At 70.1% G+C, this 16,717-nt stretch carries 15 protein-coding genes; all 15 read right to left on the bottom strand.

The window, feature by feature from the left end; translation table 11 throughout:
* Positions 1 to 293: 293 nt before the first annotated feature.
* The 15 genes from ACWD6R_RS29360 to pgsA all read right to left on the bottom strand — a co-directional run bounded on the left by ACWD6R_RS29360 (position 294) and on the right by pgsA (position 16,496).
* Positions 294 to 2,855, bottom strand: coding sequence for a RelA/SpoT family protein (locus tag ACWD6R_RS29360; protein WP_451821449.1), 2,562 nt, complete (start codon positions 2,853 to 2,855; stop codon positions 294 to 296).
* A gap of 294 nt (positions 2,856 to 3,149) precedes the next feature.
* Positions 3,150 to 3,701: an adenine phosphoribosyltransferase gene (locus ACWD6R_RS29355; protein ID WP_266987914.1), complete on the bottom strand. Its 552-nt coding sequence runs from the start codon at positions 3,699 to 3,701 to the stop codon at positions 3,150 to 3,152.
* A complete protein-coding gene (gene secF, locus ACWD6R_RS29350) occupies positions 3,698 to 4,804 on the bottom strand; it encodes a protein translocase subunit SecF (protein WP_451821448.1) in 1,107 nt (368 codons plus the stop codon). Before secF ends, ACWD6R_RS29355 begins: the two co-directional genes overlap by 4 nt.
* 1 nt (position 4,805) lies before the next feature.
* Positions 4,806 to 6,542 (bottom strand): protein translocase subunit SecD, encoded by a 1,737-nt coding sequence (gene secD, locus ACWD6R_RS29345; RefSeq protein ID WP_451821447.1) that lies wholly within the window; start codon positions 6,540 to 6,542, stop codon positions 4,806 to 4,808.
* A 146-nt stretch (positions 6,543 to 6,688) separates the two neighbouring features.
* Positions 6,689 to 7,186 (bottom strand): preprotein translocase subunit YajC, encoded by a 498-nt coding sequence (yajC, locus tag ACWD6R_RS29340; protein ID WP_451821446.1) that lies wholly within the window; start codon positions 7,184 to 7,186, stop codon positions 6,689 to 6,691.
* 164 nt (positions 7,187 to 7,350) lie between these two features.
* The gene (gene ruvB, locus ACWD6R_RS29335) at positions 7,351 to 8,412 is read right to left on the bottom strand and encodes a Holliday junction branch migration DNA helicase RuvB (protein ID WP_451821445.1); all 1,062 of its coding nucleotides are present in this window, start codon (positions 8,410 to 8,412) and stop codon (positions 7,351 to 7,353) included.
* A gap of 83 nt (positions 8,413 to 8,495) precedes the next feature.
* Positions 8,496 to 9,122, bottom strand: a complete 627-nt coding sequence (gene ruvA / locus ACWD6R_RS29330) for a Holliday junction branch migration protein RuvA (RefSeq protein WP_451821444.1) — start codon at positions 9,120 to 9,122, stop codon at positions 8,496 to 8,498.
* The gene (gene ruvC, locus ACWD6R_RS29325) at positions 9,119 to 9,685 is read right to left on the bottom strand and encodes a crossover junction endodeoxyribonuclease RuvC (RefSeq protein WP_451821443.1); all 567 of its coding nucleotides are present in this window, start codon (positions 9,683 to 9,685) and stop codon (positions 9,119 to 9,121) included. Before ruvC ends, ruvA begins: the two co-directional genes overlap by 4 nt.
* Positions 9,686 to 10,082: 397 nt before the next feature.
* Positions 10,083 to 10,835 carry a YebC/PmpR family DNA-binding transcriptional regulator gene (locus tag ACWD6R_RS29320; RefSeq protein WP_406417694.1) on the bottom strand — a complete coding sequence of 251 codons (753 nt, stop codon included), beginning with the start codon at positions 10,833 to 10,835 and terminating at the stop codon, positions 10,083 to 10,085.
* Between the two features lie 62 nt (positions 10,836 to 10,897).
* Positions 10,898 to 11,491, bottom strand: a complete 594-nt coding sequence (gene pdxT, locus ACWD6R_RS29315) for a pyridoxal 5'-phosphate synthase glutaminase subunit PdxT (RefSeq protein ID WP_451821442.1) — start codon at positions 11,489 to 11,491, stop codon at positions 10,898 to 10,900.
* 6 nt (positions 11,492 to 11,497) lie between these two features.
* Positions 11,498 to 12,418, bottom strand: coding sequence for a pyridoxal 5'-phosphate synthase lyase subunit PdxS (gene pdxS / locus ACWD6R_RS29310; protein WP_266987900.1), 921 nt, complete (start codon positions 12,416 to 12,418; stop codon positions 11,498 to 11,500).
* 179 nt (positions 12,419 to 12,597) lie between these two features.
* Positions 12,598 to 13,143, bottom strand: a complete 546-nt coding sequence (locus ACWD6R_RS29305) for a hypothetical protein (RefSeq protein ID WP_451821441.1) — start codon at positions 13,141 to 13,143, stop codon at positions 12,598 to 12,600.
* A 595-nt stretch (positions 13,144 to 13,738) separates the two neighbouring features.
* Positions 13,739 to 14,899 (bottom strand): glycosyltransferase family 4 protein, encoded by a 1,161-nt coding sequence (locus tag ACWD6R_RS29300; protein WP_451821440.1) that lies wholly within the window; start codon positions 14,897 to 14,899, stop codon positions 13,739 to 13,741.
* On the bottom strand, positions 14,896 to 15,831 hold the full coding sequence (locus tag ACWD6R_RS29295) for a phosphatidylinositol mannoside acyltransferase (protein WP_451821439.1): 936 nt from the start codon (positions 15,829 to 15,831) through the stop codon (positions 14,896 to 14,898). The genes ACWD6R_RS29300 and ACWD6R_RS29295 overlap by 4 nt, the downstream gene beginning before the upstream one ends.
* Entirely contained in the window at positions 15,828 to 16,496 is a 669-nt protein-coding gene (gene pgsA / locus ACWD6R_RS29290) for a phosphatidylinositol phosphate synthase (RefSeq protein WP_451821438.1), read from the bottom strand. Before pgsA ends, ACWD6R_RS29295 begins: the two co-directional genes overlap by 4 nt.
* Between the last annotated feature and the right edge of the window lie 221 nt (positions 16,497 to 16,717).

Here is a 16,717-nt window from a genome sequence, read left to right as displayed (position 1 = left end):
AGCTTCCTACGCCCCTGCGGCCCCCGGTCCGCGCGTATCTCGAAGTCCATTGCATCCCCTGAGCTGGGGTGTTGCAACGACCACTAGAACTCAAGCGGTGACGGAGGGCCCTTCGGCGTTTCGGCGGAGGGCCGGCCGGCATCGGCGGCGGACGACGGTGTCCGCAGCGCCGCCGGGGTCATCGGGGAGCCGGCCGCCGATGCGACGGCGCGCCTCGCGCCGCAGCGGGCGGCCGGGCGCGACGCCCCGGCAGCCCCCGCGCGGTCGGGCGGGGGCTGCCGGGGCGATCGGGGTCAGGGCCTGCGGGCCGAGGTCACGCGGTAGACGTCGTACACGCCCTCCACGCCCCGTACGGCCTTCAGCACGTGTCCGAGGTGCTTCGGGTCACCCATCTCGAAAGTGAACCGCGAGGTGGCCACCCGGTCCCGTGAGGTCTGGACGGCCGCCGACAGGATGTTCACGTGCTGGTCGGACAGGACGCGAGTGACGTCCGAGAGCAGCCGCGACCGGTCGAGGGCCTCGACCTGGATGGCGACCAGGAAGACCGAGGACTGGGTCGGTGCCCATTCGACCTCCAGGATCCGCTCCGGCTGCTGGGACAGCGAGTCCACGTTGACACAGTCGGCCCGGTGCACGGAGACGCCGCTGCCACGGGTGACGAAGCCGATGATCGGGTCGCCGGGGACGGGCGTGCAGCAGCGGGCCAGTTTGACCCAGACGTCCTCGACGCCCTTGACGACCACACCCGGGTCGGCGTTGGAGCGGCGGTTGCCGCGGCTGCGCGAGGGCGGAGAGCTCTCCGCCAGGTCCTCGTTGGCCGCGTCCTCGCCGCCGAGCGCCTGGACCAGCTTCTGCACGACACCTGCGGCCGCGACATGACCCTCGCCGATCGCCGCGTACAGGGACGAGATGTCCGGGTAGCGCATCTCGTGGGCCAGGGTGACGAGCGAGTCGCCGGTCAGGATCCGCTGGATCGGCAGGTTCTGCTTGCGCATGGCGCGCGCGATGGCGTCCTTGCCCTGCTCGATCGCCTCGTCGCGGCGTTCCTTGGAGAACCAGCCGCGGATCTTGTTCCGGGCACGCGGCGACTTGACGAAGCCCAGCCAGTCCCGGGACGGTCCGGCGCCGGCCGCCTTGGAGGTGAAGACCTCCACGAGGTCGCCGTTGTCAAGGGTGGATTCGAGTGGCACGAGCCGCCCGTTGACCCGTGCCCCTATGGTCCGGTGGCCGACCTCCGTATGCACGGCGTACGCGAAGTCGACCGGGGTCGCGCCCGCGGGCAGCGCTATGACGTCGCCCTTGGGCGTGAAGACGAAGACCTCGTTGCGGGAGAGGTCGAAGCGCAGGGACTCCAGGAACTCGCTGGGGTCCTCCGTCTCCTTCTGCCAGTCGAGGAGCTGGCGCAGCCACGCCATGTCGTTGACGGTGTCCTGGCCGCGGCCGGTGTTCTTGGGTACGTCGGTGCGGACCTTGGAGGCGCCGGCGACGGCCTCCTGCTTGTACTTCCAGTGCGCGGCGATGCCGTACTCGGCGCGGCGGTGCATGTCGAACGTACGGATCTGCAGCTCGACGGGCTTGCCACTGGGACCGATCACCGTGGTGTGCAGTGACTGGTACATGTTGAACTTGGGCATCGCGATGTAGTCCTTGAACCGGCCGGGGACCGGATTCCATCGCGCGTGCACGGTGCCGAGCGCCGCGTAGCAGTCACGGACGGTGTCGACGAGGACGCGGATGCCCACCAGGTCGTAGATCTCGGCGAAGTCCCGGCCTCGCACGATCATCTTCTGGTAGACGCTGTAGTAGTGCTTCGGCCGTCCGGTGACGGTGGCCTTGATCCGGGCTGCGCGCAGGTCGGCCTGGACCTCGTCGGTCACTATGGCGAGGTATTCGTCGCGCTTGGGGGCCCGCTCGGCGACGAGGCGGACGATCTCGTCGTACATCTTGGGGTAGAGGATCGCGAACGCGAGGTCCTCAAGCTCCCACTTGATGGTGTTCATCCCCAGGCGGTGGGCCAGGGGCGCGTAGATCTCAAGCGTCTCGCGGGCCTTCTTTTCCTGCTTCTCCCGCTTGAGGTAGCGCATGGTGCGCATGTTGTGCAGCCGGTCGGCGAGCTTGATGACGAGGACCCTGGGGTCCTTGGCCATGGCGACGACCATCTTGCGTACGGTCTCGGCCTGCGCCGCCTCGCCGAACTTCACCTTGTCCAGCTTGGTGACGCCGTCGACGAGCAGGGCGACCTGGTCGCCGAAGTCCCGGCGCAGGGTGTCCAGGCCGTACTCGGTGTCCTCGACCGTGTCGTGCAGCAGACCGGCCATCAGCGTCGCCGGGTCCATGCCGAGCTCGGCGAGGATCGTCGTGACGGCGAGCGGATGCGTGATGTACGGGTCGCCGCTCTTGCGCTTCTGACCGCGGTGCCAGCGCTCGGCGACCTGGTAGGCGCGCTCGATCTGGCGCAGCGTGGACGTCTCGATCTTGGGGTCGTTGCTGCGGACCGCCCGCAGGAGCGGTTCCAGGACCGGGTTGTACGGGCTGGAGCGCTGCACGCCGAGCCGGGCGAGCCTGGCCCGTACCCGGTTGGAGGAGCCGCTGGAGCGGACCGGGCCGACCGGGGACACGGGCTTGGCCGGGGGCTTCGGGGCGACCGGAGGCGGAAAGACGGGGGCCGGCTGGGCAGGGGACACCGGCACGGCCCCGTTCGCCTTGGGGGGAGTCTGCGAGGCGCTGCTCGCCGGTTCGGGAGCCGGGGGCTTCGGCTTCTCCTTCGCCGCAGGCTGCTTCTTCCCGGGCGTGGCTGGGACCGCCGCGGGCTTGTCGGGCTGCGGGGCGGCGACTGGCTGGGCCTCGTCTGGCAAGAGCGCTCCTCGTGCGGATCCGGACTCCCGGAAAGGCCATCGTATCGAGACTGCGGCCCGACCTCCCCCGGGGACCGTGGGACCCTCACAACGCGGGACGGGCACCCGGGTGTTCCCGGTGCCCGTCCTGTGTGTGCCGGTGTGCCGATGTCCGAAGCGCCGCAGGGGCTGAGCAGCGGCGCGATGCGTGAGGCGGGGCCCGGCCCGGCTTCTTGGAACGTGGGTGTGAATACCGCAGACGCACCATCGGGTGCCCGGAAATTGTTCCGGGCACCCGATGCATGCGTGACAGTCTCAGACGCGGATGAGCGCCTCCAGCGGAGCACCGGCCAGACCGGACTCCAGACGGGCCCGGCCGTCGAGGAAGCCGAGCTCCATGAGGACCGCGACACCTGCGACCCTGGCGCCGGCCCGCCGGATCAGCTGCAGCGACGCCTCGGCAGTGCCGCCGGTGGCAAGGACGTCGTCGATGACCATGATCTGGTCCTCGGCCGTGAGGTCCTCCGCGTGTATCTCGATCTCCGCGGTGCCGTACTCCAGCTCGTACGCCTGGCTGAGCGTGGCACCGGGCAGCTTCCCCGCCTTGCGGACGGGTACGAAGCCGAGCCCGGCCCGGACCGCGACCGGCGCGGCCAGGATGAAGCCGCGCGCCTCCAGACCGACGACCTTCGTGGCGCCGTGCCGTACGCACAGCTCCGCGAGGGCGTCGGTGAGGGCCGTGAACGCGACCGGGTCCGCGAGCAGCGGGGTGATGTCCTTGAACATCACGCCCGGCTTCGGATAGTCCGCCACGTCACGGATACGGCTGAGCAGCAGTTCCCTGGTGCTCTCGGTGGTGCTGGTCATCGACGCTTCTCCGAGGTCCGGCCGTGGCCCCTGGGGGGCTGCTGGCGCTGACCGACGACCGCGGCGGCGGGGGCGGGGTCCTCGATGACGTCGTCCTCGTACGGCTGCTCGTCCTCGGCGGACTCGCCCTTGGCGGCGGCTGCCGCGCGCTTGGCGCGGATCCGCTTCGTCAGGGCCTTCATCTGCGGGTCGAGTTCCTTGAGGTCGGCGACCAGCGGGGTGGCGATGAAGATCGAGGAGTACGCGCCGGCGGCGAGGCCGACGAACAGGGACAGCGAGATGTCGTTCAGCATGCCGGCGCCGAGGACACCGCCGCCGATGAACAGCAGGCCGGCGACCGGCAGCAGCGCCACGACGGTGGTGTTGATGGAGCGGACCAGCGTGCCGTTGATCGAGCGGTTGGCGATCTCGCTGTACGTCCAGCGGGTCTGCTTGGTGATCCCCTTCGTGCCCTCCTTGAGGCTGTCGAAGACGACGACCGTGTCGTAGAGGGAGTAACCGAGGATGGTCAGCAGACCGATCACGGTACCCGGGGTGACCTCGAAGCCGACCAGGGCGTAGATCCCGACCGTGATCGTGATGTCGTGGATCAGTGCGACCAGGGCCGCGATGGCCATGCGCCACTCGAACGCGATGGCCAGGTAGATCACCACGAGGATCATGAAGACGCCGAGGCCGGTCCAGGCCTTGTTGGCGATCTGCTCACCCCAGCTGGGGCCGACCAGGTCGGCGTTGATCTTCTCCTCGGGGACCTTGAGGTCCTTGGCGAGGTCCGCCTTGATCGCGTCGGACTTCGCCAGGTCGACCTCGGCGATCTGAATACGCAGCTTGCCGTTGCCGAGCTTCTGGACGATCGCCTGGTGGCCGGAGGCGGAAACCGCGGATTCCTCCGCCTGGGCAACCGTGGCACTGGTCGACGGGGTGGTGAAGACCGCGCCGCCCTTGAATTCGATCCCCATGTTGAGTCCGCTGACCGCCAGGGCGACGACGGCCGTGATGGTGATCAGGATCGAGATGCCGTACCAGATCTTGCGCTTGCCGATGAAGTCGTAACCGACCTCGCCGCGGTAGAGCCGGGCGCCGAGACTGCCGAGTCGCGACATCTCACGCCTCCTTCGGGTCGGTGGGGGCGTTGACACGGCGCGAGCGGCGCAGCGGCGGCTTGGCGCCGAGCCGCTTCGGGTCCAGGCCGGACCACGGGTGACCGCTGGAGAAGAACTTCGTACGGGCCAGCAGCGTCATGACGGGCTTGGTGAAGAGGAACACCACGACCACGTCGAGCAGGGTGGTGAGACCCAGTGTGAAGGCGAAGCCCTGGACCTTGCCGACGGTGACGATGAAGAGCACCGCCGCGGCGAGGAACGACACGAAGTCGGAGACCAGGATGGTGCGACGGGCGCGCGGCCAGGCACGCTCGACGGCCGGACGCAGGGTGCGGCCCTCGCGGATCTCGTCCCGGATGCGTTCGAAGTACACGATGAACGAGTCCGCGGTGATACCGATCGCCACGATGGCACCACAGACCGCGGGGAGGTTCAGCGCGAAGCCGATGGCCGGGCCGAGCAGCGCCATGAGCGTGTAGGTCAGTATGCCGGAGGCAGCGAGGCTCAGGAGCGCGATGAGCGCCAGACCGCGGTAGTAGGCCACCAGGTAGATGACGACCAGGGCCAGACCGATCGCACCGGCGATCAGACCCGCCTGGAGCTGCTCACCGCCGAGCGCCGCGGTGACCGTGGTGACCGTGTCCTCGCTGAAGGACAGCGGGAGCGCACCGTAGGACAGCACGTTCGCCAGGTCCTGGGCGGACTGCTGGGTGAAGCTGCCGGAGATCTCGGCGCTGCCGCTGAGCGTCTCGTTCACCTGGGGCGCGGAGACGACCTCGCCGTCGAGCGCGATGGCGAACTGGTTCATCGGCGGCTGCTGCGTGGACAGCTTCGAGGTGATCTGCTGGAACTTCTTCGAGCCCTTCTTGGTGAAGTCCATCTGCACGATCCACATGCCGCGCTGCTGGTCGATCGCGGCCTTGGCGCTGCCCACGTCCGTACCGGAGACCGCGGCCGGGCCGAGGACGTACTTGGCGTCGCCCTCGGAGCTGCACGCGACCGTGGTGTCGGTGGGCTTCACGTCGACACCGGCCTTCGCGCGGCCGGCCTTGGTGGAGCAGTCCAGCGCCGCGAACTTCTTCTGCAGCTCGGCGGCGGCCGGGTCGACCGGGGCCGACGGGCTCGCGGACGCCTTCGGCGTGCCGGAGGCGCTGGGGCTGGGGGACGTGTCCTTCGTCAGCGCGCCGGTGACCGCGCGGCCCTGGGTGGTGGCGCTCGCCGCGGGAGTGGCCTTGGATCCGGAGGCCGTCTCCTTGTTGCTGGGCGACGCGCTCGGCTTCGGCGAGCCGGAGGCCGAGGGGCTGGCGGTGCCGGTGGGCGTCGCCGTGCCCTCGGTGACGGCGAGCACGGGCCGGAAGTAGAGCTGGGCGGTCGTACCGACCTGTTCCCGGGCCTGCTTCGAGTTCGTTCCCTTGGGGATGTTGACGATGATGTTGTCCCGGCCCTGGGTCTGGACCTCGGCCTCGGAGACACCCAGACCATTGACACGGCGTTCGATGATGCTGACCGCGGTGTCCATGTTGGTCTGGTTGATCGCGTCCGGCTTACCGGGCTGGCTCTTCGCCTTGAGCGTGATCGACGTGCCGCCCGCCAGGTCGATACCAAGCCGTGGCGTGGTGTGACCGGACAAGAACATCCCGCCGGTGAGCGCGACCATGGCGATCAGGATCAGAGCCAGGGCGCGCCCCGGCCTGCCCTGACCGCCGGACGGCCCTCGGCCCTTCTTCGGTGCTGCCACCTTCTCGTTTCTCCCTGTCCAACCGCCCCGCGCCGGGTGTGCGCCCAGGCGGCCACGAAGTGTTGTGGGGACCTGCCCCCGCAGAAGATCGCACAGTCCTGGGGATGCCGGACGCCGGTGGGCTCATGGCATCCCCAGGTCGTGAACTACTTCGCGTCGGCCTCGCCGTCGGCCTTGTCCTCGGACTTCTCGTCGGCCTTGGCGTCCTTCGGCTCGATGTCGCCGGCCTCGGCCTTCTTGCCCAGGTCGATTTTGGCATCGTCAGCGTCGTCCGCGTCGGTGTCGACGTCCGTGTCGGCCTCGACGTGCTCGGTCAGCGAGGACGCGTCGTCCGGCACGACCGCGCCGTCGATCTCGTCGTCGTCACCGTGGACGATGCGGTTGTACTCCGCGTCGTCGAGGACGGCACCGATGGAGTTCTTGGCGTAGATGGCGTGGACGCCGGGCGCGACCTCGAGGAGAACCGTGTCGTCGTGAAGCTCCTTGACGGTGGCGTACATGCCCCCGATCGTCCGAACGCCGGTGCCGGGCTGCATCTCGTTGCGCATCTGCGCGGCAGCGGCCTGCTTCTTCTTGGCGGACCGGGTCATCAGGAACATGGCCCCGATGAGCACGATGAAGGGGAGGAGAGTCACGGGATTCACGGGACGATTTTCCTTCGCACGACCGCGCTGGAATGCGGCCTGATCTACGGGGGTGGGTACGCCGCCCTGTACGGGCGGCATCGGCGGAGTCTAAGCGAGTCCGCATCGATGGAACAACGCCCAGCATCGCACCCGGGTTCCAGTCCGGGCGAACCTGTGACGCATCACGCCCCGAACAGACCCTGTTGTCCCTTTCCGCCGTGCTGAGGGGGGACGAGACCGAGATGTGCCCAGGCCGCGGGGGTGGCGACCCGGCCCCGCGGCGTCCTGGCCAGGAGTCCTTCCCGTACCAGGAAGGGCTCGGCGACCTCCTCGACCGTCTCGCGTTCCTCCCCCACGGCGACCGCGAGGGTGGACAGACCGACCGGTCCGCCGCCGAAGAGCTTCAGGAGCGCGCCGAGCACCGCCCGGTCCAGCCGGTCGAGACCCCGCCCGTCGACCTCGTACACCCCGAGGGCGGCGGAGGCGACGCCGCGGTCGATCCGGCCGTCCGCCTTGACCTGGGCGTAGTCGCGGACGCGGCGCAGCAGCCGGTTGGCGATACGGGGCGTGCCGCGGGAGCGCCCGGCGATCTCGGCTGCACCTTCGGCGTCTATCGCGACGTCGAGGAGGCGGGCGGAGCGGTGGATGACGCGTTCCAGTTCGGCGGGGGCGTAGAACTCCATGTGTCCGGTGAAGCCGAAGCGGTCGCGCAGCGGGGGCGGCAGGAGTCCGGCCCGGGTGGTGGCGCCGACAAGGGTGAAGGGCGGCAGTTCCAACGGGATGGCGGTGGCGCCGGGACCCTTGCCGACGATGACATCGACGCGGAAATCCTCCATCGCCATGTAGAGCATCTCTTCGGCGGGCCGTGACATGCGGTGGATCTCGTCGAGGAAGAGGACCTCGCCCTCCTGGAGGGAGGAGAGGATCGCGGCGAGGTCGCCCGCGTGCTGGATGGCGGGGCCCGAGGTGATCCGGATCGGGGCGCCCATCTCGGCGGCGATGATCATGGAGAGGGTGGTCTTGCCGAGGCCGGGGGCGCCGGAGAGCAGGACGTGGTCGGCGGTGGCGCCGCGGGCCAGGGCGGCCTTCAGGACCAGGTCGAGCTGTTCGCGCACCTTCTCCTGGCCGACGAATTCATCGAGGTCCTTCGGCCGCAGGGCAGCTTCGACCGCCGTGTCCTCGCCGTCCGCGCCGGCGTCGACGACGCGCTCGTCGGTGTCGGGTCCGGTGTCGTCCCAGTTCATTCGGTCAGTCCCGCCTCGGGTGTTTCGGTGCCGGGCCGTGCGGTGCCCGGGCGTCGGGGGTGTCGCGTCCGGCCGGCGTGCGGTCAGCGTGCGCGGTTGAGGGTCTGCAGAGCGGCCCGCAGCAGCTGCGGTACGGGCGGCTGGGCGCCCTCCGCGAGCGCAGCCTCGGCCTGCGGGGCGACAGCGGTGACCGCCTCGTCGGCCTCACGGGTCGCGTATCCGAGGCCGATCAGGGCGGCCTGCAGCTTGTCGCGCCACGAGGAGGTGACGGCGGTGCCGATGCCCTGGTGGCCGATGTGGGCGCCGACGGGCTCGCCCAGTCTGTCCTTCAGTTCGAGGAGGAGTTTCTGCGCGCCCTTCTTGCCGATGCCGGGGACGGCGGTGAGGGCCTTCTCGTCGCCGGTGGAGACGGCAAGGCGCAGGGCGTCCGGGCTGTGCACGGCGAGCATCGCCTGGGCGAGCCGGGGGCCGACGCCGCTGGCGGTCTGGAGCAGCTCGAAAACCTGCCGCTGGTCGTCGTCGGCGAAGCCGTAGAGGGTGAGCGAGTCCTCCCGTACGACGAGGGAGGTGGCCAGCCTGGCCTCCTGGCCGATCCGCAGGTCGGCCAGGGTGTGAGGGCTGCACTGGACGGCCATGCCGATGCCGCCGACCTCGATCACGGCCGTGGTCGGGGCGAGTGCGGCAACGGGGCCGCTGACGAAGGCGATCATCGGGGGACCTTCCGGACGGGAACTGCGGGTGTACGGGGAACTCGGGGGCCACGGGCGGCGGCCGCGTGCGCCTGCTGGAGGCGGTTGACGGCCGGGCCCCGCCAGATGTGGCAGATGGCGAGGGCCAGGGCGTCGGCGGCGTCGGCGGGCTTCGGCGGTGCGTCGAGCCGAAGCAGCCGGGTGACCATCGCTCCGACCTGCGCCTTGTCGGCGCGGCCGCTGCCGGTGACGGCGGCCTTGACCTCGCTGGGGGTGTGCAGGGCGACGGGGATGCCGCGGCGGGACGCGCAGAGCATGGCGACCGCACTGGCCTGAGCGGTGCCCATCACCGTACGGACGTTGTGCTGGCTGAACACCCGCTCCACGGCGACGAATTCGGGGCGGTGCTCGTCGAGCCACTCCTCGATGCCTCGCTCGATCGCGACCAGCCGGTGGCCGAGCTCGGCATCGGCGGAGGTGCGGACGACGCCGACCCCGAGCATCGTCAGAGGGCGGCCTCCCACTCCTTCGACGACGCCGACGCCGCACCGGGTCAGTCCAGGGTCCACGCCCAGTACCCGCATGAAGCGTCCCCTCTGCCGATCGGTCAACTGTTCCCGCAGGCTATCGGCTCGCACTGACAATGCGACGGGCCGACGGGGTGTGTCCCCGTCGGCCCGTCGGCTCCGCCCGCGCGGAGAGTGCCCCTGTACCGCGGCCGGACGCTGCCCGTCTCCGGGTCATCCCCGCTCACGCGGGGAGGCGTCGTCCGCCGTCTCAGAGCCTGTCGGGCGACCTTCGATCGGAAAGCGGACGCGGTCTGGTGCGTACGATTCCAAGGCGCCGGAAGGCCCTCGGATGGGATCTCCCCTGCTCGAACGAAGCTGAGAGCTTGGGGAAGGAGCTACTAGGGCATTTCGGCAACGCGGAAGCGTGCGTGCCAGGGCGTGGCCGCCCGATCAGAGGTCACCCGACAGGCTCTCAGGCGTCGACCTTCTCCATGACCTCGTCCGAGACGTCGAAGTTGGCGAAGACGTTCTGCACGTCGTCGCTGTCCTCCAGCGCGTCGATCAGCTTGAAGATCTTGCGCGCGCCTTCCTCGTCCAGCTCGACCTGCATGGTGGGCAGGAAGTTGGCCTCGGCCGAGTCGTAGTCGATGCCCGACTGCTGGAGCGCGGTACGGACCGCGACCATGTCGGTGGCCTCGCTGACGACCTCGTAGGACTCACCGAGGTCATTGACCTCCTCGGCGCCCGCGTCGAGCACCGCACCGAGGACGTCGTCCTCGGTCAGCTCGCCCTTCGGGACGATGACGACGCCCTTGCGGTTGAAGAGGTACGAGACCGAACCCGGGTCGGCCATCGAACCGCCGTTGCGGGTCATCGCCACACGCACGTCGGAGGCGGCACGGTTGCGGTTGTCGGTGAGGCACTCGATGAGCACCGCGACACCGTTCGGGCCGTAACCCTCGTACATGATGGTCTGGTAATCGACGCCGCCCGCTTCGAGACCGCCACCGCGCTTGACCGCGGAGTCGATGTTCTTGTTCGGGACGGAGCTCTTCTTCGCCTTCTGGATCGCATCGACGAGGGTCGGGTTGCCCTCGGGGTCCACGCCGCCGGTGCGGGCCGCGACCTCGATGTTCTTGATCAGCTTGGCGAAGAGCTTGCCGCGCTTGGCATCAATCACGGCCTTCTTGTGCTTGGTGGTAGCCCACTTAGAGTGGCCGGACATCGCCAGCTCCTTACAACGCGTCGCCAGTAGAAATGAACAACGGAGATCCTACCGGGATCCGTTCACCCCTTGGCGCGCACCATGTCGACGAAGAGTGCGTGAACCCGGTGGTCACCGGTCAGTTCCGGGTGGAATGACGTCGCCAGGGCGTTTCCCTGACGTACGGCGACAATATGGCCGCCGTGCTCGGCGACCACCTCGGCCCGGGCGCCGACCGATTCCACCCAGGGGGCGCGGATGAAGACGCCCTCGACCGGGCCGCCCTCGATGCCGGCGACCTCGACGGCGGCCTCGAAGGACTCGTTCTGCCGCCCGAAGGCGTTACGACGCACGATCATGTCGATGCCGCCGATGGTCTCCTGGCCCGAGCGCGGGTCGAGGATCTTGTCGGCCAGCAGGATCATTCCGGCGCAGGTGCCGTAGACCGGCATGCCGGCGCGGACCCGCTCGCGCAGTGGTTCCAGCATGCCGAACAGGGTGGCGAGCTTGGACATCGTGGTGGATTCGCCGCCGGGTATGACGAGTCCGTCGACCTCGGCGAGCTCTTCGGGGCGCCGGACCGGCCTGGCCAGGGCGTCTGCCGAGGCCAGGGCGATCAGGTGCTCCCGTACGTCGCCCTGGAGAGCCAGGACTCCGATCACAGGGGTGTCGCTCATCTGTGACTACCAGCCGCGGTTGGCGTAGCGCTCGGCCTCGGGCAGGGTGTCGCAGTTGATGCCGACCATGGCCTCGCCCAGGTTGCGGGAGGCGTCCGCGATGATCTTCGGGTCGTCGTAGAAGGTGGTGGCCTTCACGATGGCGGCGGCGCGCTTGGCCGGGTCGCCGGACTTGAAGATGCCGGAGCCGACGAAGACGCCCTCGGCGCCGAGCTGGCGCATCAGCGCGGCGTCGGCCGGGGTGGCGACGCCACCGGCGGAGAACAGCACGACGGGCAGCTTGCCGAGCTCGGCGACCTCCTTGACCAGCTCGTACGGGGCGCGGAGCTCCTTGGCGGCGGCGTACAGCTCGTTGTTGTCGTAGCCGCGCAGCCGGGCGATCTCGTTCTTGATCTGGCGCAGGTGGCGGACCGCCTCGACGACGTTGCCGGTGCCGGCCTCGCCCTTGGAGCGGATCATGGCCGCGCCCTCGGCGATGCGGCGCAGCGCCTCGCCCAGGTTGGTGGCGCCACAGACGAACGGCGTGGTGAAGGCGAACTTGTCGCTGTGGTTGACCTCGTCGGCCGGGGTAAGGACCTCGGACTCGTCGATGTAGTCGACACCGAGGGACTGCAGGACCTGCGCCTCGACGAAGTGGCCGATGCGGGACTTCGCCATCACCGGGATGGAGACGGCCTCGATGATCTCTTCGATCATGTTCGGGTCGGACATCCGGGCCACGCCGCCGTCCTTGCGGATGTCGGCGGGCACCCGCTCCAGGGCCATGACGGCCACGGCGCCCGCGTCCTCGGCGATCTTCGCCTGCTCGGCGTTGACGACGTCCATGATCACGCCGCCCTTGAGCTGCTCGGCCATGCCGCGCTTCACGCGGGCGGTGCCGGTAGCCGGGGAGTCGGCGGACTGCGGGGTGCTGGGAAGCGTGGACACGGATCGACCTCACTCGGAGAAAAAGATGCTGAAAGTGCTGGGTGATGCACTGCAGAGCAAACTCTCCGGGACCAGTCCACGACAAGGGCCAATAAGAGGCCGGTGGATCATTTTGGCCGTGTACGGCCGCGTACCGCCCCGTACGGCCCCGTACGGGGCGGGCGGCGGCCGCGTCCGGGTCAGCTGACCGGGCGGTCCGCCAGGGCCACAGGCGGCTCGTCGTCCATCTCGAAGGCCAGCGGGAACGGTGCGTGCCCGGCCAGCCGGAACCAGCGCACCGTGCGGTGGCGGCGCAGCGCCCGCGCCGCGCGCACCGCGTCGTTGTGGAACCGCCGCGCCATCGGCACCCGGCGCACGGCCGCGGCCAGTTCGGACGCCGCCTCCTCACCGCCGGGAATCTCCTTCACCGCCTCCACCTGCGCCGTCTCGCCGAACACCGCCCGCAGCGCGGTGCTGAGCTCGCTCTCCGCCACCTCACGCTGTTCCTCCTCGGACTGCCGGGCGGCGTGCGCGGCCTCGTACAGCACGATGGACGCGGCCGGGTCGAGGACACCGGACGTGGCCAGTTCCTGGGTGACCGAGGCGCGGCGCAGCAATTGGGCGTCGAGGGCGGCGCGGGCGGCGTCGATCCGCGTGTGCAGCCGGTCCAGCCGTCCGGCGGTCCAGCCGAGGTACAGGCCGATCGCGACGAGCGCGACGGCGATCCAGATGAGGGTTTCGATCACGGGCCGCAAGGCTACCGTCGAGGGCGCCCCGCCCCGCCCTCCGGCCCGCCGCAGCGCGGGACACCGGGCCGGGGGCCAGGCCCCGGCGTTGCCGATGGTGCCGACGCCCGCCGCCGGGAGCGGGGTGCCGACGCCCGTCCCTCAGAGCCTGTCGGGTGACCTCTGATCGGGCGGCCACGCCCTGGCACGCACGCTTCCGCGTTGCCGAAATGCCCTAGTAGCTCCTTCCCCAAGCTCTCAGCTTCGTTCGAGCAGGGGAGACCCCATCCGAGGGCCTTTCGGCGCCTTGGAATCGCACGCACCAGACCGCGTCCGCTTTCCGATCGAAGGTCACCCGACAGGCTCTCAGCCGATACCGCCGAGCGGCCCGTCAGCGAGACGGTCCTGCCAGGTACCGGTGATCAGGAAACCGTGAACGGGCTGAGGAAGGACACCGCGTGCGCGCTCCCGCCGGCCGGCCGGGCCACTGCCGACGGCCGGGCGGAGGACAGTGCCCGCGCCGCGTAACAGCGTTCTTCCGCTCGGTCCGGGGCCGCGGACGGCGGGGTTCCGACCCGGCCATCGTGCCCCCTCGGGGGGAGCGCCCGAGCCCGCCTCAGTCCCGGGCCAGCCCGAGCCGGGCCCGCAGCCCCGTACGTTCGTCCGTCGCCACCGACGCGGCCCCGTCCGTCACCGTCTCGTACACCGCGAGGATGTCCGCCCCCACCGTCGACCAGTCGAACCGTCGCACATGCGCCCGACCACGGTCGCTCAGCTCCGCGCGCCGCTCCGGGTCGCCGAGCAACCGGATCGCCGCCGACGCCAGCGCCTGCGCGTCCTCGTTGGCGAACAGCTCGCCCGCCGCACCCAGGTCCAGTACCTGGGCGAACGCGTCCAGATCGCTGGCGAGGACCGGCGCGCCCGCCGACATCGCCTCGACCAGGATGATCCCGAAGCTCTCGCCACCCGTATTCGGCGCGACGTACACATCGACACTGCGCAGCAGCCGCGCCTTGTCCTCGTCGCTCACCATGCCGAGGAATTCGACGCGCTCGCGCATCGCCTCGGGCAGTGAGGCGACCGCCTCCTCCTCGTCGCCGCGCCCCGCCACCAGCAGCCTGGTCTCCGGGCGTGCGGCGAGGATGGCGGGCAGCGCCCGCATCAGGACGGGCAAGCCCTTGCGGGGCTCGTCGATACGCCCGATGAAGCCGATCGTCCCGCCCTGCCACTCGCCCTTGGGCTCGGCCTTGTCGAAGAAGCCGACATCGACCCCGTTCGGGATGACGACCGCGTCGCCGCCGAGGTGCTCGACCAGGGTCCGGCGCGCGTACTCGCTCACCGCGATGCGCGCACTGATCTTCTCCAGCGCGGGCTGCAGGATCGGGTACGCGGCGATCATCGCGCGGGACCGCGGATTGGAGGTGTGGAACGTGGCGACGATCGGTCCCTGCGCGGCCCAGCAGGTGAGCAGGCCGAGTGACGGCGAGGTCGGCTCATGGATGTGGATCACATCGAAGGTGCCGTCGTGCAGCCAGCGGCGCACCCGCGCCGCGGACAGGAAACCGAAATTCAGCCGGGCGACGGAGCCGTTGTACGGGACGGGCACGGCACGGCCCGCCGACACCACATACTGCGGCAGCGGTGTCTCGTCGTCGGCGGGGGCCAGCACCGATACCTGGTGGCCCAGGCGGATCAGGTGTTCGGCCAGGTCGCGGATGTGGAACTGGACGCCGCCCGGTACGTCCCAGGAGTACGGGCAGACGATGCCGATCTTCATGGCTGCTCTCCACGGGGTTCGAGGTCGGCGAGCCAGAGCCGCTGCAGCATGTGCCAGTCCTCCGGGTGCTCGGCGATTCCGGTGGCGAAGGCATCGGCCAGCGCCTGCGTCATCACAGACGTCTTCTCCGTGCGCGTACCTGACTCGGGCACCTCGACGGCCGGGTGGATCCGGGCCTTCATCACGGGGGTCGCGTCGTACCGGAGCGTCACGGGCAGCAGCAGCGCGCCGGTCTGCTGGGCCAGCAGCGCGGGTCCGGCGGGCATCCGTGCCGTGTCACCGAAGAACTGCACCTCGACGCCGGAGGCGGAGAGGTCGCGGTCGGCGACCAGGCAGACCAGTCCGCCGCCCCGCAGCCGCCGCGCCAGGGTGCCGAAGGCCGACCCGCCGGTGTGCGGCAGGACCTCCATGCCGAGCCCCTCGCGGTAGGCGACGAACCGGTCGTACAGTGACTCGGGCTTCAGCCGCTCGGCGACCGTGGTGAACGGCACCTTCAGATCGGTGGTGACCCAGGCTCCCGCCAGGTCCCAGTTCCCCAGGTGCGGCAGCGCGAGGATCACACCGCGCCCGACGTCCAGGCCCCCGGTCAGCCGGTGGACGTCCGCGACGTCTATGCCGGCCTTGATCCGCTCCGGGCTCCAGGTGGGCAGCCGGAACGACTCCATCCAGTAGCGCATGTACGAGCGCATCCCGGCCTTGGAGAGTGCGGCGAGCCGGGCCGGGCTCGCGTCCGGCACCACCCTGGCCAGGTTCGACTCCAGCCGCAGCACGCTCTTGCCGCGCCGCTTCCAGACCTGGTCGGCGAGGGTACGGAAGAGTGCCTGGGCGGCCGGCTCCGGAAGCCTCTTGACCGCGCCCCAGCCGAGCCCGTACAGCCCGTCGGTCAGCCGGTCCTTCAGCCCGGTCCTCGGTTCCCGCTCGGCACCGCTCACTGCGTCGCCTCGCTCCCCCGGTCCGCCGCGGCTGCCGCGTCGGCCTCCGCGGACTCGCGGCGCACGGTCACCACCCGCTGCACCAGTGTCACCAGGCTGCCCACGGCGACGATCCACAGCGCGATCGGCAGCAGGATGTCGATCCCCGGCACACCGAACGTGTGGAGCCCGGCGAGTCCGGCCGCCACCAGCGAGATGACCAGCCGCTCCGCCCGCTCCACCAGACCGTTGACCGCGACCGGCAGCCCGATCGACTCGCCCCGCGCCTTCGTGTAGGAGACCACCTGGCCGCTGGCCAGGCAGAAGATCGCCACCGCGCACATCACGTTGTCGTCGCCGTTGCCCGCGTACCAGAGTGCGAACCCGCCGAAGATCGCCCCGTCGGCGACCCGGTCCAGGGTCGAGTCCAGGAAGGCGCCCCAGCGGCTGGAGATGCCGGCCTGCCGGGCCATGTTGCCGTCGACGAGGTCGGAGAAGACGAAGATCGTGATGACGATCGTGCCCCAGAAGAACTCCCCCATGGGGAAGAAGACCAGCGCACCTGCCACCACCCCGGCCGTACCGATGAGCGTGACCGCGTCAGGGCTCACGCCGAGCCGGAGCAGCAGCGCGGCGAACGGTGTGAGGACACGCGTAAAAAATGCACGCGCGTACTTGTTCAGCATGGCCTTCCCGAGGGGTCGGTGGGCCGCGCGGCCCCTTCGGCCACCGGCTGGCCCATCGTAGTCACCAGTCGGACGCGTCCACTGTCCGGGCGTCCGTCCTCGTGCGTCGGCGTCCGACGTATGGACGCAGCCTGACCGGAGTGGAAAGCTCGAATTACCGCGGGCGTCGTCGTAGCCGCCGCGGCGGCTCCTCGTGCCCGCGCCCTCCTTCTCCCCTCACC

It is taken from the genome of Streptomyces sp. NPDC005151, from assembly GCF_053599875.1.
Note: the sequence above shows the minus strand (reverse complement) of the source record. Positions and strands in the feature narration are given on the sequence as shown.